The 22089-nt window shown below is 47.0% G+C and carries 20 protein-coding genes, 1 tRNA gene and 2 pseudogenes; 8 read left to right on the top strand and 15 right to left on the bottom strand.

Annotation, left to right across the window (positions count from 1 at the left end):
- Positions 1-150 precede the first annotated feature (150 nt).
- The 10 genes from ABF638_RS15420 to ABF638_RS15375 form a co-directional block, all read right to left on the bottom strand.
- Complete coding sequence (locus ABF638_RS15420; RefSeq protein WP_435023613.1) at positions 151-1146, bottom strand: YfdX family protein; 996 nt, start codon at positions 1144-1146, stop codon at positions 151-153.
- Positions 1147-1362: 216 nt separating this feature from the next.
- Positions 1363-2199, bottom strand: a complete 837-nt coding sequence (locus ABF638_RS15415) for a YfdX family protein (RefSeq protein ID WP_179075971.1) — start codon at positions 2197-2199, stop codon at positions 1363-1365.
- A gap of 188 nt (positions 2200-2387) precedes the next feature.
- Positions 2388-3227: an aldo/keto reductase gene (locus tag ABF638_RS15410; RefSeq protein WP_435023612.1), complete on the bottom strand. Its 840-nt coding sequence runs from the start codon at positions 3225-3227 to the stop codon at positions 2388-2390.
- Between the two features lie 158 nt (positions 3228-3385).
- Positions 3386-4039, bottom strand: a complete 654-nt coding sequence (locus ABF638_RS15405) for a TMEM175 family protein (protein WP_179075973.1) — start codon at positions 4037-4039, stop codon at positions 3386-3388.
- Between the two features lie 78 nt (positions 4040-4117).
- Positions 4118-4789 carry a BON domain-containing protein gene (locus tag ABF638_RS15400; RefSeq protein ID WP_435023611.1) on the bottom strand — a complete coding sequence of 224 codons (672 nt, stop codon included), beginning with the start codon at positions 4787-4789 and terminating at the stop codon, positions 4118-4120.
- A gap of 95 nt (positions 4790-4884) precedes the next feature.
- Complete coding sequence (locus ABF638_RS15395) at positions 4885-6081, bottom strand: alcohol dehydrogenase catalytic domain-containing protein (RefSeq protein WP_435023610.1); 1197 nt, start codon at positions 6079-6081, stop codon at positions 4885-4887.
- Positions 6082-6358: 277 nt separating this feature from the next.
- On the bottom strand, positions 6359-7132 hold the full coding sequence (locus ABF638_RS15390; protein ID WP_435023609.1) for a ChaB family protein: 774 nt from the start codon (positions 7130-7132) through the stop codon (positions 6359-6361).
- A gap of 189 nt (positions 7133-7321) precedes the next feature.
- Positions 7322-9211: a molecular chaperone DnaK gene (dnaK, locus tag ABF638_RS15385; RefSeq protein ID WP_435023607.1), complete on the bottom strand. Its 1890-nt coding sequence runs from the start codon at positions 9209-9211 to the stop codon at positions 7322-7324.
- A 242-nt stretch (positions 9212-9453) separates the two neighbouring features.
- Positions 9454-9876 carry a DsbA family protein gene (locus ABF638_RS15380; RefSeq protein ID WP_435023605.1) on the bottom strand — a complete coding sequence of 141 codons (423 nt, stop codon included), beginning with the start codon at positions 9874-9876 and terminating at the stop codon, positions 9454-9456.
- A gap of 45 nt (positions 9877-9921) precedes the next feature.
- Positions 9922-10392 carry an Hsp20/alpha crystallin family protein gene (locus ABF638_RS15375; RefSeq protein ID WP_011316759.1) on the bottom strand — a complete coding sequence of 157 codons (471 nt, stop codon included), beginning with the start codon at positions 10390-10392 and terminating at the stop codon, positions 9922-9924.
- 332 nt (positions 10393-10724) lie between these two features.
- Here ABF638_RS15375 and ABF638_RS15370 point away from each other — a divergent pair, with 332 nt between their 5' ends.
- Positions 10725-11030 carry a hypothetical protein gene (locus ABF638_RS15370; protein WP_435023603.1) on the top strand — a complete coding sequence of 102 codons (306 nt, stop codon included), beginning with the start codon at positions 10725-10727 and terminating at the stop codon, positions 11028-11030.
- On the opposite strand, the pseudogene ABF638_RS15365 reads toward ABF638_RS15370, so the two are convergent.
- Positions 11009-11128 (bottom strand): annotated as a pseudogene (locus ABF638_RS15365) (ATP-binding protein); the annotation flags it as partial. The gene ABF638_RS15370 and the pseudogene ABF638_RS15365 overlap by 22 nt on opposite strands.
- A 98-nt stretch (positions 11129-11226) precedes the next feature.
- Between ABF638_RS15365 and ABF638_RS15360 the strand changes: the two are divergent.
- Both ABF638_RS15360 and ABF638_RS15355 read left to right on the top strand, forming a co-directional pair.
- Complete coding sequence (locus tag ABF638_RS15360) at positions 11227-11619, top strand: ISAs1 family transposase (RefSeq protein WP_435023601.1); 393 nt, start codon at positions 11227-11229, stop codon at positions 11617-11619.
- A pseudogene (locus tag ABF638_RS15355) lies at positions 11570-12209 on the top strand (ISAs1 family transposase). Before ABF638_RS15360 ends, ABF638_RS15355 begins: the two are co-directional and overlap by 50 nt.
- Positions 12210-12269: 60 nt before the next feature.
- Here ABF638_RS15355 and ABF638_RS15350 read toward each other — a convergent pair.
- The 3 genes from ABF638_RS15350 to ABF638_RS15340 form a co-directional block, all read right to left on the bottom strand.
- Positions 12270-13508, bottom strand: coding sequence for a tyrosine-type recombinase/integrase (locus ABF638_RS15350; protein ID WP_435023599.1), 1239 nt, complete (start codon positions 13506-13508; stop codon positions 12270-12272).
- A 233-nt stretch (positions 13509-13741) separates the two neighbouring features.
- A tRNA-Cys gene (locus ABF638_RS15345) sits at positions 13742-13812 on the bottom strand.
- Between the two features lie 207 nt (positions 13813-14019).
- On the bottom strand, positions 14020-14610 hold the full coding sequence (locus tag ABF638_RS15340; protein ID WP_181928984.1) for a chromophore lyase CpcT/CpeT: 591 nt from the start codon (positions 14608-14610) through the stop codon (positions 14020-14022).
- Positions 14611-14825: 215 nt separating this feature from the next.
- Here ABF638_RS15340 and ABF638_RS15335 point away from each other — a divergent pair, with 215 nt between their 5' ends.
- A complete protein-coding gene (locus ABF638_RS15335; RefSeq protein ID WP_435023597.1) occupies positions 14826-16055 on the top strand; it encodes a tetratricopeptide repeat protein in 1230 nt (409 codons plus the stop codon).
- A gap of 164 nt (positions 16056-16219) precedes the next feature.
- Complete coding sequence (locus ABF638_RS15330) at positions 16220-17749, top strand: YifB family Mg chelatase-like AAA ATPase (RefSeq protein WP_435023596.1); 1530 nt, start codon at positions 16220-16222, stop codon at positions 17747-17749.
- Between the two features lie 214 nt (positions 17750-17963).
- Here ABF638_RS15330 and ABF638_RS15325 read toward each other — a convergent pair whose 3' ends face one another.
- Entirely contained in the window at positions 17964-18605 is a 642-nt protein-coding gene (locus ABF638_RS15325) for a type I restriction endonuclease (RefSeq protein WP_435023595.1), read from the bottom strand.
- 329 nt (positions 18606-18934) lie between these two features.
- On the opposite strand from ABF638_RS15325, the gene ABF638_RS15320 reads away from it, so the two are divergent.
- From ABF638_RS15320 to purB, 3 genes are all read left to right on the top strand, one after another.
- Positions 18935-19951, top strand: coding sequence for a YihY/virulence factor BrkB family protein (locus ABF638_RS15320; protein WP_435023594.1), 1017 nt, complete (start codon positions 18935-18937; stop codon positions 19949-19951).
- Between the two features lie 97 nt (positions 19952-20048).
- Positions 20049-20600 (top strand): DUF421 domain-containing protein, encoded by a 552-nt coding sequence (locus tag ABF638_RS15315; protein WP_435023593.1) that lies wholly within the window; start codon positions 20049-20051, stop codon positions 20598-20600.
- 40 nt (positions 20601-20640) lie between these two features.
- The gene (purB, locus tag ABF638_RS15310; protein WP_435023591.1) at positions 20641-21936 is read left to right on the top strand and encodes an adenylosuccinate lyase; all 1296 of its coding nucleotides are present in this window, start codon (positions 20641-20643) and stop codon (positions 21934-21936) included.
- Positions 21937-22089: the final 153 nt, after the last annotated feature.

The raw sequence follows: 22089 nt of genomic DNA, 5'->3' as shown, positions 1-22089 counted from the left end.
TGGGGGTAGGGTGTTGGGTGTAGTGTTTCAGATAATTGAATGCAACTGCGTCAAGGAGTTCAACATCTTCTTAATTCTCCACACCCTACACCCCACACCCAAAAGCCAGGAATACCAAAGATTTACGCTTTTCAAGCGTGCCATTTCCCTTTACCCTTTAACCTTTTCCCTTTCATTCCTGGCTTCTGCCCTATTTGAGGAATCACCTGGTTTGACGACTTCGGATACTCGGTTGAAGAAACTAGAGAATTGTTCTTGAAGCTTGGCAAATGCGCCTGCTGTGTTCTCACGTGCCTTAACTTGCCGCTCTAGATTTTTAATTGCTTTGTCAAATGCTGCATACTCGCGATCGCCTCTGGCATATCCTAGTTCTTGAGCTAACTTGAGTTGGGTACGAGCATCTTCTAGCAACCTCTGTGCTGCGTCACGATCCTTCTCTGCTAAAGTAACCGCAGTCACTAGATCGGTATGGGCTTTGACTAGCGGCAGGGGTCGAGCTTGTTCTGTCACCACTAAAGTTGAGAGCGCAAGTTGCAGCACGCCTTTGGCTTCATCAATTTTGCCTTCGTTCAACAACCGAGCTGCCTGCTTGGTAGCATCTGGATATCTCTCTAATGGCAGATTGACGATTGCCGTGCGAATCTCGCTCATCAAGTTGTTCAACAGTTCGCGAGCCGCCGGAAAATCTTCTGCATTTACAGCAGACTTAACTTGTTTGCGAATTCGGTCAACCAAATTAAAATCCTGAGGGGCAAAATCGATTATCGCTACCTGAGCCGCCACCGGAATTAGAGCTAGTTTAGGGTATTGTGCCACCAGTATGTCAATTTTTCCAGTTGCTCGTTCTAGGGCAGCAATTGCTTCTTGAGTCTTTCCCCGCTCAATGGCGGCGATCGCTTTTTTAGTTTCTTCGATTGCGGCGATCGCTTCTCGATCCAGTTTACTTTCAGCCTCAGCTGTTGCCTGTTGCCTCTCCTTGTCAATTTCCTGCTGAAGACTAGTATCAAGCTGATTCAATCTTTCAGGAGATACCGCAGCAGAGCTAACTGCATGAACGGGAGCGATGAATAAAAGCGAGGAAAAAAGAATACCCACGAACAGGACTTGCAGCCTTCTAAAGAATCTGTGATATCGGTTCACGATCATTCTCCTGGTTTATAAACTTGTTTTGCACCTGGATTGAAGAAGGTAGGGGGCTGAGGGGCAAGAAGAGCAGAGGGGCAGGGGGGCGGAGGAGCGGAGGAGAAAAGACTAAAATTACCCTTGATTCTCCCTATCTCCTCTGCTCCCTATCTCCCTATCCTCTTCCCGCCTCCTGTCTCACTTCGGCTACGCTCAGTGACCACCTGCCTTCTGCCTTCATTAAGCTGGTTGGGCGGGGGCGGTTCCGGATATACGTTTGAAGAAACTAGAGAATTTTTCCAGGAGCCGACTCAATGGGTCTGCGGTTCTCTCGTTTGCCCTAACTTGCCGCTCGATATCTTGGATTGCCTGCTCAAGTTCTGCATACTCAGGATCGCCTTTGGCATAGCCCAATTGTTGAGTCAACCTGAGATGGTTGCGAGCATCTTCCAGCAACCTCAGCGTTCTTTCGCGATCGCTGTCTGCTATAGCAACTGCACTCATTATGTCAATATCGGCTCTAAGCAGCGGTAGGGGTCGAGCAACTTCTGTCACCACTAGGGTTGAGAGGGCAAGTTGCAGCACCGTTTTGGCTTCATCGGTTTTACCTTCGTTCAATAACCGGGCTGCTTCCTTCATGGCATCAGGATATGTCTCTAGTGGCAGATTAAAGATTGTTGTGCGAATCTCACTCACCAGGCTGTTCAACAGTTGACGAGCAGTACGAAAATCATCCCCATTCACAGTACTCTTAATTCGATTACGAATTCGCTCAATCTCATTAGAATTGTCAGGGGCAAGATCGATTATATTTACTTGAGCCGACACAGGAACAAAACCCAGTTCAGGGTATCGTGCTACTAGAATTTCAAGTTTTCCTGTTGCTCGTTCTAAAGCTTGAAGTGCTTCTTGAGTATTTTTCTGGTTAATGGCATTAATTGCATTTCGAGTTTCTTTGAGCGCGGAAACTGCTTCTTGATCTACGCATCTTTGAGCTTCATCTGTTGCCTTTTGTCTCTCGTTGTCAATCTCTTGCTGATTACGAGCATCGAGCTGATTCAATGTTTGAGAGTTCATAATCTTCTCCTTGTTTGTTAATTTGTTTTGGGTTTGGAATAGGTGTTTTTTTCATCGCGATCAAACAATTGTTCGATCTACTTCTAAGCCTTCACTAGCCCATTAGTTTTTCCTTTGGTCTTGTACCAGAGGCTTCTCCCCTGCTCCACTCGGACTGCTCCCTTGCCTCTTCGTTGGTTGCAGGCGAGCTACAGCATTGGAAGCACGTGGGGACGGGGATCGGGCGGGAAAGCTTTATCGAGGCGATCAAGCTCGGCTTCGGTCAACTGGAGCTCCCCAGCCCCGGCGTTTTCGGCTGCGTGATCTGGGCTAGAGGCCTTGGGGATTGCGAAGAGCGAGGGCCGCCGCACTAGGAACCGAAGCGCAACCTGGCGAGGGGTCGCGTTGTGCGCGGCGGCGATTTCTTGCAGCACGCGGCCTCCGGTCGTGTGCGGATCTGGGAAGTGCCCGTGACCGAACGGGCTGTAGGCGACCACGGCGACGCCATGCTTCTCACACCAAGGAATCACGGCATGCTCGATCGCGCGCTCTTTCAAATGGTAAAGAACCTGGTTGCAGACGAAACGACCCTCGCCGGCGATCGCCCGGGACTCTTCAAGGTCGGGCAGATCGAAGTTGCTCACTCCCCAGGAGAGAATCTTCCCCTCGTGCTGAAGCTGCTCGAAGGCGGCAATTGTGTCCTCCAACGGGTGCTGACTGCGCCAGTGCAAGAGGTAGCAGTCCAGTCGATCAGTTTTGAGGCGAGCAAGCGACTTCTCGCAAGCCGCCATCGTCCCGCGCCGAGAGGCATTCTCGGGAAGTACCTTGGAGACCAGGAAGACCTCATCGCGTCGCCCGACGATCGCCTCGGCGACCACTTCCTCGGCGATGCCGTACATCTCGGCGGTGTCAATATGGGTCATGCCGAGATCGAGACCTCGACGCAGCGTGGCGATTGCGGAGGCGCGATCACAGCGATCGATGTACCAAGTCCCTTGACCGATCACCGCGACCTCACGCTTTGTGGAACCAAACCGACGCTGTTCCATGCTTGTTCTCCTGATTAGATTCTTTTCTTTTGCAAGTTAGCAATTACACTTCGTGTACACTGCGCGATTACACTCTGTGTACGCTGCGCGAACGCGCCGATGCGATCCTCACTCTCCATCCTCAGGCTCGTTCCTGATGTCCTCAGGAGATCTCACGTTTATGCGCCGCTACGATACACTGGCTTTTTCGGCGGCAGCGTGTATAGTAATGTCAATCCCACGCATAACACCAATCCGGCGATACCGTTCCACAACGACAGCACAAGCGCTAAGAAGTACAACACGCTAGTTAATATGTACATGCGGGTGAGGTAAGCGATGAATCGACCGTCGAGATTTCTGTTCAGCAATCGATGATTGCGGCTGGCATATAGCCAGATGAGCAGCCATGTCAACACTGATAAGAACAATACCAACGCATACAAGACGACTACGGTTTGCAGCTGCTGTGCGTCAGTAATGCATCTAGCCAGGACCGCCGTTGGAAACGGCAGAAACGAAATACACATCAGAAACAAGAGGTTGAACAGCTTAAATACTTGATCGCTCCGTTCGTAGAGTTGGAAGACGTAGTGATGATTTGCCCAGAAAATTCCAATTACCACGAAGCTGAAAATGTAGGCGAAGTAGGACGGCCACAATACGAATAATGCTGAGGCAAGACTTAGTGTGTTGGTTGTTCCCTCCGTAGAGTTCAACTCTGGCACGCGAATTTCCAGTATCAGCAGCGTGATGGCAATGGCAAACACGGCATCGCTAAACGCTTCAATCCGCTGGGTGTCCGACTCCGCTGATGCTCGTGATTTCTGCATAGTGACTTGATTCTGTGTTCCACCATACCTTTGTGCCTGCTTCGATGACAGTCGAGGCGGCCGTTCTGACGGTCAGGCTTAGGGCAAGATCGTGATCCAGTTTTCCACCGAGGTGATTCCTGGTGCCGACCACGCTGCCCGCTCCGCCTCTTGCTTCTCAGCCCAGGAGCGCACCGCCCCCCTCAGGATGACCTTGCTCCCCTCCACCTCGACCGTGATCCGCAGCGCGGAGACCGACGCGCTGCGCACCAGCGCCTGCTCAATTTTCTGCTTGAGTTCCGACGGCGACACGCGGGGCTTGATGGTGAGCAAGTTGGTCACCCCCTTGACGCCTTTCAGGCGGCGGACAACCCGCTCGGCATCGTGCTTCTGGTACTCCCACTCGACCACACCCCTGAGCGTGACCCAGCCCTTGGAGACCGTGACGTCGAGATTATCGATGGACACGCCGGCATCCCACTCCAGCGCATGAATGGCGGCTGCGGCAATGTCGGCGTCAGTGCGCTCGGCAGAGACCGGCAGCCGAACCTCGATGTCGTTGGCCACAGCCAGTACGCCACGGACGCGGTGGGCAGCTTCTTCGGCAGCCCAGCGCTTGTAAAAGGAATCGACCCAGCCTGTGAGCGTAACAACACCGTCTTTGACGGCCACGCCGATTTCGGTAGACTGGACGCGGGAATCCCACTTCAACTCATTCAGCACATCCTTTTGGATTTCCTCGTCAGTTCGAGTTGCGGTTGCAGTTGTCATGGTTGTTTCTCCTTTGAGCTACTCTTATGGTTTAAAACTGCTAAACTTCATTTCAAAGGCTCTAACACCTGCTTCTGCCACAGGATGATCCTGCTCTATGCAGCTTTCTTGGTGCTGTTGTGCGGGTCGATGACGAACTTTTTCGGTGCCCCTTGGTCGAATGTCCGGTACGCCTCTGGTGCTTGGTCGAGCGAGATGAACTCGATGTTTGTGACCTCGCTCAGGTAGTCCATCCGGCCCCCGAGGATGGCCTGCATCAGGAGTCGGTGGTACTTCATCACCGGGCACTGCCCCCACATGGCGAACTGCGACTTGATCCATGCCTTGCCGAAGTCGAGGATCAACTTCCCCTGCTTAGCCAGGTCCGTGGGACCACCGGGGTCGGAGCTAGTATAAATGCCAGGGATGCCCATTCCCCCGCCGAAGCGAACCACCGACATCAGGTCGTTCAATACAGCCTCCGGCTGCTCGCCAGCGTCTTTCCCATGGCCGTGGGCTTCGAAGCCCACGGCGTCCACCCCGCAGTCCACTTCGCGAACGCCAAGGATCGACTCGATTTGATCGGCCAGCGGCACGTCTTGCGTCAGATCCACAGTCTCGTAACCCGACTTCTTCACCAGCTGCAATCGGGTCTGGTTCACGTCCCCGACGATGATGGCGGAGGCCCCTAGGAGGCGGGCACTGGCGGCGGCACACCGACCCACCGGTCCTGCCCCTGCAATGTACACCGTGGAGCCCGTTCCAACTCCCGCAATGACACACCCATGGTAGCCCGTGGGCAGGATGTCCGAGAGGAGGGTGAGGTCATGGATGCGTTCCATCGCCTGGTCCTTGTCGGGGAACTTCAGCAGTTGGAAGTCAGCGTAGGGGACCATGTGGTACTCGGTCTGCCCGCCTGGCCAGCCGCCCAGGTTGAAGCCGTAGGCTCCGCACGGGAAGTCAGGGTTGGTGTTCATGCAAATGTCGGTGTGCCGCTCCTTGCAGTTGCGGCAGCGGCCGCAGGCGACGTTAAATGGAACCGAGACGAGATCGCCGACCTTAATAAACTCCACGTCCCGGCCCACCTCGATGACCTCACCAGTAATCTCATGACCCAGCGTCATCCCCTCTGGAGCGGCGAAGCGGCCCCGGTAGATGTGCTGGTCGCTACCGCAGATGTTCGTGGTGACCACCTTGAGAATGACACCGTGCTCGCACTTCTTGCCACGAGGGTCAACTAGTTTTGGGAAGTCGATACTTTGAACCTCGACTTTCCGAGGACCCACATAGACTACTCCACGATTGCTTACCATAGCTTGTTCATCCTCTTTCTATGGTTTGAACTACTAAATTTCATTTCAGGCCCCCTCAGCTAGTTTCACGGGGCGCAACAACATCGCATTGGCTGCCACAAGTACTCAAGGGAGGAAAAAAGAAAGCCCACGATCAAAACTTGCAGCCCTTTAAGGAGTCGGTGATATCAGTTCATGATGGTTCTCCTAGTTTTTTAAGTTGTTTTGTGACTGGAATAAGTGCCTTGTTCGTCGCGATGGGCTACGCCCCACCGTAGGTGATCGCAACTCTGGAAATTTACGATCTGACTTTAGACCTGGAATAAGTGCCTTTTTCGTCGCGATCGAACACCTGTTTGACCCGATCCCAAGCCTTCGTCAAGGCATTATCTTTTCCATTGGCTTCTCTGAACGACCGATTGTAGGTATCAACAAAAGTTTTTTGCGCGTCGTCCGACAGATTTGCTCTAATTTCTGGTGAAATCTGCTCATTATCTGCCAGTTCACCTTTTGGTTGACGGGGAATCTTCATGTCAGTGATAGCGACTTCTTCCGCACCCGCACTTTCTAACAGTGAGACAACTTCGTCTGCTTGTTCTTGTGGCACTTCCGCGACCAGTAAAAACTCACCTGCTTTCAGGCGTGTTTCGTAAATAGCAGCTTTGTCCTCCGGCATACCCATTGCGATTAAGGCAGCTCCAATGCCTGCTCCCAAGGAACCATATAAAGCACCGCCTGCCGCTCCTAATAATGCTGCTCCCAAAGGGCCTGCTGCTACTACGGTTCCCAAAAAGGGAATGAACAACACACCCACACCCGTAAGTAAAGCCAACAGAGAACCAAACAGCGATCCAAAAATCGCTCCGGTGGCGAGTCCATCCAAGATCACATCTTGTTTAGTCACAAATCCGGAGATGCGAGTTTCAGCGTGGAAATTGCGACCAATAATCGAAATGTGATCTTTGGGAATACCGCGATCGATTACACGCTCAACCACTTCTTGCATCTTCTTCTCATCTTTGAAGATAGCAGAGACACTTTTGAGGGCGGTTTTTTCAGATGTAGAAGTCATAAAAATTACTCCAAATTAAAAAACTAGATAACATCACGAAATGTGGCGCAGATTTAAGGACGCGGGGATAGGAAGAGAGTATTTGATAATTTCACTGCGTCATCCTCTCTCTGGGTGACGCACGCAGGTTCGCTAAAGCAGTTCTTTTAACTCTGAAAACCAGAGCAACGGACTGCTCGCTGCGTCTTGTTACTTTTGTTCCACAAAGTCTGCATCGATGACATCTTCACCGCCGCCTTGACGGTCTGTAGAAGTACCACCGTTTGGAGATGCACCTGCTTGTGAGTAGACCGCAGTGCCGATTTGCATCAAGGCTTGTTGAATTTCGTTGGTGAGGGACTTCATGCGATCGATGTTGTTCTGCTCAATTGCCTGACGCAAGTCTCGAATTAAGCCTTCCACGCGGGACTTGTCTGCTGGTGGCACTTTGTCGCCCAAATCCTGAAGTTGTTTCTCGGCTTGATAGGCAACAGAATCTGCCATGTTTTTGGTATCAATTTGTTCGCGCCGCCTACGGTCTTCTTCCGCATTGCGCTCGGCTTCTTTCACCATCCGCTCGACTTCAGATTTGTCGAGGGTAGACGCACCTGTGATGCTAATGGACTGTTCTTTACCTGTGGCTTTTTCTCTGGCAGTTGCTGACAGAATCCCGTTAGCATCAATGTCAAAGGTAACTTCGATCTGTGGCATACCTCTGGGAGCTGGAGGAATCCCATCTAGTCGGAAGGTTCCCAGGCTCTTGTTGTCGGATGCCATTTCGCGTTCACCTTGCAGAACATGGATTTCTACGTTTGTTTGTGCGTCAGCCGCCGTTGAGAACACCTCAGACTTCTTCACTGGGACAGTGGTATTGCGCGGAATAATCTTGGTCGTCACACCACCTAGAGTTTCAACACCCAGCGACAACGGCGTGACATCTAGGAGCAGTACGTCTTTTACCTCACCCCCAAGCACACCCGCCTGAATCGCTGCACCCACTGCTACGACTTCATCCGGGTTGACACCCTGGTGTGGGTCTTTGCCTATTATCTGCCGCACCAGTTGCTGGATAGCCGGCATTCGAGTTGCACCACCCACTAGGATTACTTCGTCAATATCTGCGGGACTCAGTTTAGCATCGCGCAGAGCTTGTTCGACAGGAATGCGGCTGCGATCGAACAAGTCGGCGCACATTTGCTCGAACTGTACCCGCGTTAAGGTCATATCTAGATGTTTCGGGCCTTCCGGGGTTGCGGTAATAAAAGGTAAGTTAATGTTCGTCTGTGTTGCGCCTGACAGTTCAATTTTGGCTTTTTCTGCTGCTTCGGTGAGGCGTTGCAGGGCTTGTTTGTCTTTACGCAGATCGATGCCTTCGTTACGCTGGAATTCGGTTGCTAGCCAGTCTACGATTCTCTTATCAAAGTCATCACCGCCCAAGTGGGTGTCGCCACTGGTAGCTTTCACTTCAAACACACCATCACCCACTTCTAGGATAGACACGTCAAACGTTCCACCACCTAAGTCAAATACCAAGATAGTTTCGTTAGTTTTCTTGTCAAGTCCGTAAGCGAGGGCAGCCGCCGTTGGCTCGTTGATAATTCGCAGAACTTCAATCCCGGCAATTCTACCGGCATCTTTGGTAGCCTGCCGTTGAGAGTCATTGAAATAGGCAGGGGTGGTAATTACCGCTTGCCTCACTGGTTCCCCCAGATATGTGCTGGCATCATCTATCAGCTTGCGGACTACCTCAGCCGCGATTTCTTCGGGTGAAAATTCCTTGTTCAGAGCGGGGCAGTGTAGCTTGACATTGCCATTACTGTCACGTGCCACTTTGTAAGTAACTTGTTTTGCCTCTTGGGTGACTTCATCATACCTGCGCCCGATGAACCGCTTAACGGAGTAAAAGGTGTTTTCTGGGTTCATTACACCCTGGCGCTTGGCAATTTGCCCGACAAGTTTTTCGCCCTTCTTGGTGTAGGCAACCACAGACGGAGTTGTGCGACCGCCTTCTGTGTTCGGAATGACGATGGGTTGTCCACCTTCCATTACGGCTATACAGGAATTTGTAGTTCCTAAATCAATACCAACGATTTTTGCCATCGTTAACAACCTCCTTCAAAGATTGGGATAAAAAATTGATAGTCTGGATTCAGGACAAGTTGAATAAATGGTATTAAGAAGGCAGAGGGCAGAATGGGAATCCCCATAAATAAATTTAGGGGATTTAACAACGGCTTCTGAAAGTAAGGGTTTCCCGACTTGAGCAAACTGGCGTGGGCTTGTGACCTTTTGGCAGAGGGAAGAATCTATCCTTGAACCTTCTGCCCCTGGCTCCTTAGCACTCAGGATTCGGCTGGCACATCAAGACCGAGGTTAGCGGCATATTCTATTAGATGTTTGCGATCAAGCGCCTGTTGATGTTCAAAGAGATGGTCGTGCATCTCCCAGAACTTACCTCGCACCCCAGCGGCTTCTGCTGCTTCTGCTGCCTGCTCGGCGTGGGGATGCATACTGCTTAACGGGAAGTGGCGGTAGACAAAGCGCATGAGATCCCCGGTCAACTGCTGGAGTTCTTTGACGATGAAATGGGCACGACCGCAATAGGGACACTCATAGTCGCCGTATTCCACGAGGGTGACGGGTGCGTTTTTTGACCCTCGGATATGGTCGCGTTCACTTTCAGGTGTGCCGTTCGCGCTAGCGTCTCTGAAAGAGAAGGCATCGCTAACTGGGAGGCTAAGTTCGCCTGTTGCTGTTGTGATCATGTTGTCACCTCCTGCTCTTAAGGGAGTGCTTTGGAAAACATTGCGTCACTGCCCTTGCCCGTTGCCCCTGTGCCCGTCACCTAAGTTTACTTTCACAACCTTGTTCCTATCTTCTTCAGCCTTGGGCAGCCTCAGCTTGAGAATGCCATCTTTGTATTCTGCTTGCACCTGATCGTGCTGGACACGGGTAGGCAACGGAATTACGCGCTGAAACCTGCCATAGCGGAATTCGGTGCGGGTGATGCCTCTTTCTTCCGTTTTGATTTCTGACTTGCGCTCACCGGAAATAGATACTGCCTCTGGCGATACCTGCACATCTAGGTCTTTGGGGTCTACACCGGGAATTTCTACCTTGAGATGAACCGCATCAGGGGTTTCTTGAATCTCTGCGGAGGGAATAAAGGCAATGCCTTCCTCTTCTCTACGACCTGTCGGTGCTATTTCATCAAACAAGCGGTTTAACTGCCGCTGCAAACTTTCAACTTCTCGGAAAGGTTCCCAACGAACGAGTGCCATAATTTTAAGTCTCCTGATGATCTATACTTGAGTGTTTAGAATTCTGCATTAGACTGGGTTTTGTCAGTCGCTGAAACAGCGTTGCTATCATGCCAGTGCTGAACTCTGTTGACACTATAGAGAAGAAATCTAAGGACTTTCTGAGGAAATTATGATGATTGGGGATTGGGACAAGGCAAAATTGTAAGGGGAAAAACAAATAACTTCCCTTTAACCTTTCTCAGTTACGCCAGTTCGCTCAACGGGGGAAACCCTCCGAAGTTGCTCCATTTGGTGAGGAAGTTCAAGTCTTGGATGCCACATCCTCCACTTGGGGAGACCCCAAGACCGGAGTGGCTCCGGTTCCCGTCGAGTTGAAACTTCCGATCTTCGTAGCGTTAGCGACGCAGGAGCGTCACCCGAAGGGGCAAAGACGACACTTGCTACAACGGAGGGAACCTCCCTCCGGGTTCGGCACTTTGCTATCGACGGAAACCGCCAAGACAGCAAGTGCCTCACCGCAACGCAGTGTCTCCCAAAGACCGCACTTCTCTTTGCACGCGACTGGCTCCCCAATACCCAGTCTCCTCAATAATCGGTTCACAACAGCGGATGCCCGTATCCGTCTCAACCGTCTTTATCCACAAATAGCAAATTGACAGACCACTAGCTCACTCTGTACTTGGATCGTGCCTTGATGAGCTTGTACGATCGCCTGTGCAATGGCTAATCCTAGTCCAGCCCCTCCAGTATGACGCACCGTAGTTCGGTGCGGTTGTCATGGTCGTGGTCTTCGCTCACTACCCAAAAATATCCCCCATAGGGGAAGAACGTCGCTAAAGTAAACAAGAGTGGTTGAAAACGTTTTTGGAACTACCATTGGGAATACCCAGCCCCGATACTTTTAGGAGGGTATTTGAAAGAATTAACCCAAAAGAATTTGAGCAATGTTTTCGGCAGTGGGTTCAATCCTTGGTTGAGAAATTGGGAGTAGAAGTAGTAGCTATAGATGGCAAAACTCATAGAGGGTCTTATAACCGAGAATCAAAACTAAAAGCCTTGCACACAGTGAGTGCCTGGTCGAGTGAATATCGTTTAGTTTTGGGACAAACAAAGGTCAGTTCTAAATCAAATGAAATCACTGCAATTCCAGCACTATTGGACATATTAGACATCTCTGGCTGCATCATTACCATTGATGCTTTTGTGTTCACAGAAATTGATTGCCGAGAAAATTATTGCAGCTAATGCGAATTATATTCTGAGTCTGAAAGATAATCACCCAACACTCCATCAACAAGTAAAAAATTGGTTTGAGGCAGCACAATCCATTGGATTTAAAGATATTGATATCGGTATTAGTCAACGTATTGAAAAAGGACATTACCGCATCGAAAAACGTACAGTTTACACCGTACCTGTGTCGCAGATTCCTGGACTTTATCAACTAGATTTATGGGGAGGACTAAAAACAATAGTCATGGTAGTACGTTCGATTCAGCATTGGAATAAAACAACACACGAAGTACAATTTTACATTACTAGCCTTATTAATGATGCAAACAAGATTGCTAGTGCAATTCGACAGCATTGGGGAATAGAAAATTCTGTTCATTGGACATTGGATGTTACCTTCCACTCTTGTTGAATGCCGAATTCGTTCTTTACACAGTCCACAAAACTTTGCTTTACTACGTCGCATTGCTCTTAATGCATTAGAGCGAGAATCGTCTTTTCGTCGCAGTATTCGCCAAAAATCACGACGGGCAGCTATGAACGATCGCTATATGCTTTCTGTGTTAGCTGCGGCTCTCTCAAACTCAGTACCTCTGCCATAAATCCCCCTGTCAATAGGGTTTGAGACGCGCTAACCCTGCCTATATTTTAATTCAACAAATTTATAGTTCTGGCACCTGTAGGTTACGTTTATTACCTGCGTAATGCTTGTAAATAATTTCTGGAGAGTTACCAACCCACCTTCCTACATCCTTCGCATCAATATCAGCTTCAAGGCAAAGAGTAATAAAAGTGTGCCTGCATTGGTAAGGTTTGCGATATTCGCTGACTACACCCTGTTTTACAAGTTGAGTTACGATTCCATCTATATGTGTACCATGATGATTTTTGTAACCTTTCCAGGCATGATTGAGAAAATCTCCAAAGTCTACTATGCCACCTTTCTTGCTTTTAAAGATAAAATCATCTGGGTTAGAGTTCTCAGGTTTGATAGAGTTTAAAATTTCACGTTGCTGATTATTAATCGGAAAACGTCTTTGGCTTTGGGTTTTTAATCCATCTTTCAGAGCTAACCCTTTAGTACTGATGGTAATTGCTTGCTCAAAGGTAATGTATTTATCACTGATATGCTTCCATTGTAGAGCGATCGCTTCGGATGGTCTGCATCCAGTAAAAAATAATAATTTTACTAAAGGAGCATAGTAGCTGTAGAGCTTACTCTCCTCGAACGCTTGAATTATGCTATCCCGTTCTTCCTTAGTAAAGGGATTAATTTCATATTCTGCCGATTCTGACTTCGGTATTTGGATATCTTTTGCCATACTTGGGAAGGGATTTGATTCAATTAGCTGGCTCTTGAGTGCCCAATCACAGCAAGCATTTATATTTGTCAAAGTACGTTTAGCTGCATTAGCACTGAGATGTGCAACTAAATAGTCTCGAATTGCGATCGCATCATCTAAAGTTTTAGTTGGTAACTTAGCAATGTGATTGCGATACTTGCGGTAGTCAACCGCATAAGTAGAAGGACTAACCTGTGGTTTTTTAAATTCAGTGTATTTTTCCCATAATTCTCCCAAGTCTGGTTGGGGTTTAGGTGAAGGTGTAATTGGGGTAATTGGGGTAACGGTGCTTAATGACGCTGCTGGTTTGTACTTAACTAAACTGGCATCAAACTCTCCATAGTCAATATCTCTCTGGATTTTTGTCGCCAAAGCCGATGCTTGATGTCTTCCAAAAGGTGTATCATCGTGCCTTGTTGAAAGATAGAAACGCTTGGTTTTTAGCTCTCCAGTGGGCGTAATAATAGGATGAGAAAAAACTAATTGGAGACTGCCGTTAGAGTTCTTTATCTGCACCGAACCCCGACTGGCAATACTTTGAGATTTTTTAGGCTCCATAAGCTTAATTAACTGGGGTAAACATTTTTACTTTTCCACTTTACCCCAGTTTTACCCCAGAAATGTCTATTGGGGTAAACACCTTTACCTTACATATTTACCCCAGTTTTACCCCAGTTGTTTCCCCAAACTACCCAAAATTACCCCAAAAATCTTGTAAGGCTCTGGAAACCAGCCTTACAACTCCCATCAAAAAAGGGCTTCAAAGCCCTGTAATGATTATATTTATTTAAAGGCGGCACCCGGATTTGAACCGGGGGTGGAGGTTTTGCAGACCTCTGCCTTACCACTTGGCTATGCCGCCACAGCGGGATTCCCGGAACTACTCTAATCTTTTTAAGATATTTTAGTAGGCATTGGGCGCTAGTTAAACCATGATAGCATAGGATTCTGAGCTAGAGATAGTGGGTTAACTGGATGTTTCTAGTAGTATTTAGGCGATCGCTAGAAAATCCTAATGACGGGTTGACTATCTGCACAAAAAACTCTTAGCAGATTAGAGTTATGAGTTTTAAACTTTTACTTCATCGGCAAAATTACTCCAACGGACAAAGTGAAAGGGGCCGGCGATAGAACCCCAGAGACGTTCGTCGGTGTCTAAATCTCTTCCCCGGTCGAGGCTGAAAAATTCTTTAGCGTCAATCTCAAATTCGTTATCCAGATAAGTATTTTTGCCGTCACGTACAACTATGCAGCCTTTACCAGGTTCAACTCTGCCTTTGAAGCTCTTACCTGTCCACTCTACAATCATGTTACAACCTGACATTTTTTCCAATTGCTCAACAGACAACTCTTTGAGGCGTTCGGGTTCACGAGATGCACCGTAAAATTTTTGTTCTTCTTTAACGGTGTAGTGTTCAATAGCAATATGGTTTTCTGCCTGTATCAAATTCATTACCCGCATCCGGTAGGGTTGATTGAGCATAAAATCATAAGCTTGTTCGAGAAACAAACTTACCCCTGAGAACAATTCCAAGGGAAGAGGACGGATACAGACGCGGATATGGGCATAAAAAGGCGGATTTTCAAAAGCTTGTTCTTGATTGCTAAAGTCAGCTGCCATCCAGCGGGCTAAGGTGGCGATATCAGTGGAATGAGTCATTACAAAACGATTAACTAGTTGCTTAAAAATTATCTAGAATTATTTTGACACTTTCTCGACTCAAAAATCCCGACTGCGATACCTTTGGCCGGCTTTGCCTACGCAATTATTGAACTTAGATATAAGATGGATGCTCTAACTGTAGAAAATCAGGATGCTTTAGATGAATCGTAGAATTACCTTATGTAACCAACTCAAGGCAAAGTAAAGTACCCATGCTCAGGCGCTTAATTGTAATCGTTACTGCCACTATACTCTTTAGCAGTTCCTTGACGCTGGCACAGAGTAAGAAGCCCAAACCACCGGATAAATTTCCTCCTAGTCCTCTTGAGATTACCACACCTGATCCACTGCTACCGCGATCGCCTAAAGATAAACAGCCGTTAACTCTCCAAGAACGGCAAAAGTTAGAGCCAGCGTTAGATGCGTTAAATCAAGAAGCTGCGGCGAAACTGCAAGCAGGGGATAAGGTAGGGGCGTTTGAAATTTGGAACCGGGAACTGCGTTTGCGGCGATTTTTTGGTTCATTAACAGAGGTGCAAGCACTATCACGAGTTGGGGCGATCGCTTGGAATCAAAATGACGGACAAGAAGTACAATATATTACTCAACGATTGCAAGCGATTCAAAAGCAGGCCCAATCTCAGAAAACAACTGCTTCAATTGATTTAGAATTGTGGCGATCGCTAGGTCAAGCTTACCAAAATGTGCGATCGCCTAAACTAGCTCTGGAAGCTTACGACCAAGTTTTGCTAGTAATACGACAGCAACAAGATACAACAGCCGTAGTAGAAACCCTCAAAATAATTGGAGAACTGCATTTGAGTTGGTTTGATTATCCCAAAGCTGCGCCAATCTACGAAGAATTATTGAGTTTAGCTACTGCCCAAGGTGAACGTGTAAACGAGGTAACATATCTGCAACGACTAGCTTACATCTACGAGCAGAGCCAACAACCACAGCAATCATTGAATGTACTTAATAAACTAGTAGAAATTTATGTCAATGAGAATAAGCTTACTGAAATACCAGAATTAAAACTAGCGATCGCCTCAGATTACGAACTTCTAGCCAAGAAAGATCCTAACTTACTGCTAGAAGCTTTTAACAATTATCAAGAAGCTTATACCACTGCTTGGCAATTACAGGAGTATGCTCGTGCTGGTGAAGCTTTGCAGAAGTTAATTGCGCTGTACCGTTCTCAAGGACAAACAGACGAGGCTTTGCAGGCTAGCCAAATTCTTGTGCAGACACAGACACAAGCTGCCAACTTTTACGGAATGATGCAAGCTTATGACCAAATTGGGCAATTGTATCTAGAACGCAAAGAGTTTCCGCAAGCACTAACAGCTTTTCAAAAAGGGCTAGAACTGGCGCAACAACTCAAACATGAGGAAGCATACTTTACCGGACAAATTGAAAAACTCTCGAAAGCAAATTTTTAATTGATACTACAGTTTGGCACTACTGCCAAACAAAGACTACCAATGAATTGGGAAGCCTACACTTGCTGCAAGCGGTAAGTGGAGAAATCGTCTATGTGGTTTCACTAATGCCAATCTACCAACTCATTTGCTAGAGATTTGAAAGGTTTACTCTTATATAAGAAATGCTTGCTAGAGTCTGGAGTGCATCAATTGTGGGCATCGATGCCGTTAAAGTAGGCGTGGAAGTCGATGTGTCAGGGGGATTACCGGGAATTGTTGTCTTGGGACTGCCAGATTCAGCGATTCAAGAATCAAGAGAAAGAGTCAAAGCAACTTTGAAAAATGCTGGCTTTGCCTTTCCGATGCGAAAAATAGTAATTAATTTAACTCCGGCAGATTTACGCAAAGAAGGCCCCTGTTTCGATTTGCCTATTAGTGTGGGAATTTTGGCGGCTTCTGAGCAAGTTAGCGCTGATTTATTGGGGGATTATCTATTTTTGGGCGAAGTCTCTTTGGATGGCAGCTTACGCCCTGTGGCTGGTGTATTACCGATCGCAGCAGCAGCCCAAAAGATGGGAATTGCCGGTTTAGTTCTCCCTGCTGATAATGCCCAAGAAGCGGCAGTAGTCGAAGGCTTGGCTGTTTTCGGTTGCAAACATTTGTCTGAGGTGGTGGATTTTTTAAATAATCCGGGGCGTTACAAACCTGTACAGATGGATAGTACAACGGAGATCACAAAAGAATCTTACCCTGGCGCAGATTTGCATGATGTGAAAGGACAGGCTCACGCGCGTCGTGCTTTAGAAATTGCTGCGGCTGGTGGGCATAATCTAATTTTTGTCGGGCCACCTGGTAGTGGGAAAACCATGCTAGCAAGGCGCTTACCGGGAATTTTACCGCCTTTGAGCTTTGCCGAATCTTTGGAAGTGACTCGCATTCATTCGGTGGCTGGTTTACTGAAAAATCGTGGTTCATTGGTACGCGATCGCCCTTTTCGCAGTCCCCACCACTCGGCATCCGGGCCTTCTCTCGTAGGTGGTGGTAGCTTCCCTCGTCCTGGAGAGATTTCATTATCTCACAGAGGTGTACTTTTTCTAGACGAGTTGACAGAATTTAAACGAGATGTTTTAGAATTTCTGCGTCAACCTTTAGAAGATGGCTACGTCACAATTTCCCGCACCAAATTATCGGTAATGTTTCCTGCACAATTTACTTTGGTGGCGAGTACTAATCCTTGTCCATGCGGTTACTATGGCGATACCATCCAACAATGTACTTGTTCTCCCCGCCAACGCGAGCAATATTGGGCCAAGCTTTCTGGGCCATTGATGGATCGAATTGATTTACAAGTTGCAGTGAATCGCTTGAAACCAGAAGAAATTACCCAACAACCGACGGGAGAAACATCAATATCAGTCCGCGAACGGGTTCAACAAGCAAGCGATCGCGCCATTACCCGCTTTCAAGGAGAAGCAAATCTGCGTTGTAATGCCCACATGCAAAGTCGTCATCTCCAGAAATGGTGCAAACTAGATGATGCTAGTCGGAATTTATTAGAAGTAGCAATTAGAAAATTAGGTTTATCGGCAAGAGCTAGCGATCGCATTCTCAAAGTAGCACGGACTATTGCAGATTTAGCGGCAGAAGATGAACTAAAAACTAATCATGTAGCGGAAGCGATTCAGTATCGCACAATCGACAGAATGCAATGAAAGATTGGTTATACCAATTTGAAAAAAGAATGCCACAAATAGACCATTTGTAGAGACGCGATGAATCGCGTCTTTACCCAAGGATGTGTTGCAATCATTAATTTAATTGGTATTAGAAACCAATACGCCTGGGTTAAGGGTTCTTGGTGTAGATAATTGGTCTTTGAAGACGCGATAAATCGCCGTCTCTACATCAGGGCTTTTCAAACAACCTCTAAGACGTAGGAGAAATTAACTGACCAATACGCTTGAGAATTTGCAAAACGGCGTACAGTTCTCTCGCGGATGCAAACGGAGCAAAGACTCTTGACAAATCGTATTGTGGTATATTTGTTTGCGTCACTTTGACAAATAAAATATCGTCTCCATTTGTCACCATCCCAAACACAGGTTTACTGGGATTGGGGTTAGCCATCATATAAGCTAGGGCTTGTGGTACAGCCGACCAAACTGAGAGTGTGGTTTTTTTCGACTCCAACACCATCACCCATAATTGATCTTGTAACACTAAAACATCAATCCGTCCCCGCAGTATCTCCTCGCCATCATTCAGCATGAGTGCCACGGATGATTCAGCCTTAATTCTGAAAGGAGGATCATAAAATCCAGAAAGTGCAAGTATTGGTGACACCAACAACAATATGACTGTCCCTTCTAGTAAATCACCTCCGGCACGGTGATAAAGATACCTCCGACGCACGACATCCACAGAGGCTTTTTCCGCTTCCGTAATTTCAGACAATCCCTCATACCACTCTGGGAAAAATTGCTCGTTTTCAACACGGACAAAACCAAATCGATTTTCTGCATCCTCAAAAGTGGTAATCGCTTCTGTAATTGCTGCGGTCTGTGTCATTGCTTCTAGGTAAAAATATGCTTTGCTATATCAACTATCAGCCCATCTTTAGAGACTGTTGGCGAATTCATCTAAACCACAATTTTTGGCGTGAGGCGCTATGACATCTCAAGGCTTTGAGGATAGCGATTGCAATTCGCCAACAGAGTCATCTTTATTATCGCCGCAGCTACGCCTGTCGTAGACATCGCATTGTCCTGTCCCTATAAAATTCTAAATTCCTCCTCCAGAATGCTGCACAAACTCCCTTGGGAGGATGTCACCACCCAGTCAATCAGTATCCAATATATCAGGGACTAAGCAACATCCCCTAAAAGGAGACTGATTGGATGAATTTGCAAGCAATTTGGAAGCTTTTCCAAGAGACGTTTAAAGAATGGAGTGAGGATAAAGCCTCACGGTTAGCGGCGGCGTTGGCTTACTACACAATTTTTTCTATTGCACCATTGCTAATTATTGTAATTGCGATCGCAGGGGCAGTATTTGGAGAAGAGGCGGCAAGGGGTCAAATCGTCGGACAGATTCAAGGTTTAGTCGGCCAAGATGGCGCAGAATTTATCCAAACAGCTATTAACAATGCTAACAAACCACAAACAGGAGCGATCGCTTCCATTATTAGTGTTGTAGTTTTGCTCTTAGGTGCTACTGGTTTATTTACTGAGTTACAAGACTCCCTTAACACGATTTGGGAAGTGAAACCGAAACCTGGACGCGGCGTAACTAACATTATTCGCCTACGCTTTTTGTCCTTTGCACTGGTGATCGGTATTGGTTTTTTACTTTTAGTTTCTCTGGTAATTAGTACGGCCTTAGCAGCATTAGTAACATATTTTAGCAACTTGCTCCCAGGTCTTGATTTTATCTGGCAGATTCTCAATTTCATCCTCTCTTTCGCCATCACTACATTCCTGTTCGGACTCATTTTTAAAGTCCTACCAGATGTCAAAATTGCTTGGAGTGATGTTTTAATTGGAGCCATGCTCACCTCCTTTTTATTCTCCATTGGGAGATTTTTATTAGGACAGTATTTAGGTAATGGCAGTTTTGGTTCAGCTTATGGTGCAGCTGGTTCACTGGTAGTAATCTTAGCTTGGGTTAACTATGCCGCACAGATTCTTTTCTTCGGTGCTGAATTTACTCAAGTTTATTCCAGAAGATACGGCAGCGGCATAACCCCAACTAAACACGCCATCCCTATATCTGATAACACGGAATATAATGGCACGGCTCCAAAAGGGCAATCATCAACTAATAAAAAGCCATTTTCTCGCTTTATGAATCGTTTATTCCAGTCTTTTAGAAAGCCCAAACGCTTACAACAGAGAAGAAAAAATCAGCGATTTTAATCAGTCTCAAACCCTGGCTTAAAGCCTGTTTTACGTAAATAACCTTATACTGGATTTTTTCCAGAATTCTATTGAACCAGGGAGAAAATCAGTGCTAATGGAAAAATGGTTTTTTATCAATTGGCAGGCAATTTTTGTTCCTAGCATCAGCGTCTTTGAGTTGATTATCCGTGGTTCGCTGGTCTATTTAGCGCTGTTCTCGGTGCTACGTGTGCTTCCTAGCCGACAACTAGGAACACTAGGAATCACTGATTTACTCGTGGTTGTGCTATTTGCTGAAGCTGCTCAAAATGCTATGGCAAGTAATTATACATCGATTACTGAGGGTGCTATCCTGGTAGGAACTGTGATTTTTTGGAGTTACTTGCTGAACTGGTTAGGCTACAAAATACCCCAATTCCAACGTTTTATGAATCAGCCACCACTGCTATTGGTAAAAAATGGTCGGATGATTCAGCGTCATTTGCAACGAGAGTTAATTACAGATGATGAATTGATGAGCAAGTTACGTCAGCAAGGTGTAGAATTTATAGCCGATGTGAAGTTTGCATATATGGAAGCTGACGGCAGGATTAGTATCATCATGTCGGATGCAAAAACTAGCTCCGTCCCTCAGCAAAAAGTAGCATTAAAAAGTGATCTACATTAATTAGACTGTAGAATATGACGGTTGTATTCTGTGCCGAACTGTGATTGAGCGTTATACTTTGCCCGAAATGGCTAATCTGTGGAGTGAAGCCTATAAACTAAAAACTTGGCTGGAAGTCGAAATTGCTGTTTGTGAGGCTCAAGCTGAACTTGGTTACATTCCATCTGAGGCAGTTGAGGAAATTAAAGCCAAGGCAGATTTTGACCCGAAGCGGGTACTGGAAATTGAAGCTGTAGTCCGCCATGATGTCATCGCTTTCTTGACAAATGTCAATGAATATGTTGGTGATGCCGGACGCTATATTCACCTGGGTTTAACTAGTTCGGATGTTTTGGATACGGCTTTAGCATTGCAATTGGTTGCCAGCCTGGATCTATTATTGCAACGTCTGGAAGATTTGATTCAGGTAATTCGCCAAAAAGCACGGGAACATCGTCATACAGTGATGGCTGGACGATCGCATGGTATTCACGCTGAACCGATTACTTTTGGTTTCAAGCTAGCTGGTTGGTTAGCAGAAGTGTTGCGACACCAAGAACGCCTGAGAATACTCCGCCAAACGATCGCTGTGGGTAAGATTTCTGGTGCGGTGGGAACTTATGCCAATGTTGAACCCCGTGTAGAAGCGATCGCTTGCGAAAAACTCGGACTCAAACCTGATACAGCCTCAACCCAAGTTATTTCCCGCGATCGCCACGCCGACTACGTGCAACAATTAGCTTTGCTAGCCGCATCCATCGAACGCTTTGCTGTAGAAATTCGCAATCTGCAAAAAACAGACGTTCTGGAAGTTGAAGAATTTTTCGCCAAAGGTCAGAAAGGTTCCTCAGCAATGCCACACAAGCGCAACCCCATCCGTTCGGAACGCCTGACGGGAATGGCACGACTCGTCAGAAGTCATGCCGGTGCAGCTTTAGAAAACGTTGCTCTTTGGCATGAGCGGGATATTTCCCACAGTTCTGTAGAACGGGTAATTTTGCCAGATGCTTGCACTTTGACCCACTTTATGTTGTCAGAAATAACCGACTTGGTGAAAAACCTATTGGTCTATCCTGAGAACATGAAACGGAATCTCAACTGTTACGGCGGTGTTGTGTTCAGTCAAAAAGTGCTACTGGCTTTGATAGATAAGGGAAGCAACCGAGAAGATGCTTATGCGATCGTTCAAGAAAGCGCTCACGCTGCTTGGAACAAGCCAGAAGGCAATTTCCAAGACTTGATTAGCAAAGACCCGCGTGTTACTCAAAAGTTGTCTCCAGAAGAACTAGAGGTGTGTTTCGACCCCCAGCAACATCTCCAGCATTTAGAAGAAGTTTACCAACGATTAGGTATTTAGGATTAATTTGCTTGTAGTGAGCGCTTAAGCGCTTACTACTAACTTGTTACCTAAAAAATACGCAGATATTACAAAAAAAGATATATAGGACTCTTATTTGATTTTTGAAAAAACACCTTACAACTCAAAAAGTCTTCTTGCCTATTGCCTATT

This window comes from Nostoc sp. CALU 1950 (assembly GCF_051172895.1).
Taxonomy (GTDB): domain Bacteria; phylum Cyanobacteriota; class Cyanobacteriia; order Cyanobacteriales; family Nostocaceae; genus Nostoc; species Nostoc edaphicum_A.
Note: the sequence above shows the minus strand (reverse complement) of the source record. Positions and strands in the feature narration are given on the sequence as shown.